Raw genomic sequence first — 565 nt, forward strand, 5'->3', positions numbered from 1 at the left:
AAGTGGCGTAGAAAGCGAGGGCTTTCGACGTTATGTTTCAGCTTAAGCTTTTTGCATCTCTTGCCACCACGCCTCATCTGCGATGATTTGACCTTCATCGTCGAGTGGCGGGTATTCCAGTTTCTTGCGTTTCGCTACTTTGGCAAGCACTGGGTGACCACGTTCAAATAAGATGCGATGAATGGTTTCTTTTGGTAGTGCGCTTTCTTCACGATCATACATGCCTGCCGCTTCACGTTGGCGTTGTGCTTCATACAGAATAACTGCGCTGGCGACTGAGACATTCAAAGACTGCACCATACCGATCATTGGGATAATGATGTCTTGATCTGCGAGTTTTTTCGCTTGTTCAGACGCGCCAATTTTTTCACTACCCAGGATGATTGCAGTCGGTTTGGTGTAGTCGATTTCACGAAAATCGACCGCGGTGTCCGATAAGTTGGTCACCAATACTTGCATGCCTTGGGCTTTGAGCTCGGTAATGGCGGTTTCAATCGAGTTGTGAGTTTCTACTTCAACCCAGTTACGAGCACCAGCAGAAGTGTGGGTTAAAGTGCGCATTTTA

1 protein-coding gene is annotated in these 565 nt (G+C 47.4%); it reads right to left on the reverse strand.

Annotated elements, in window-relative coordinates:
• Positions 1–42 precede the first annotated feature (42 nt).
• Positions 43–565: tRNA (guanosine(18)-2'-O)-methyltransferase TrmH (gene trmH, locus R7044_RS27120; RefSeq protein ID WP_225456216.1), on the reverse strand; the 523-nt coding region annotated here is incomplete at its 5' end.

The organism is Vibrio sp. 1402 (assembly GCF_033340275.1).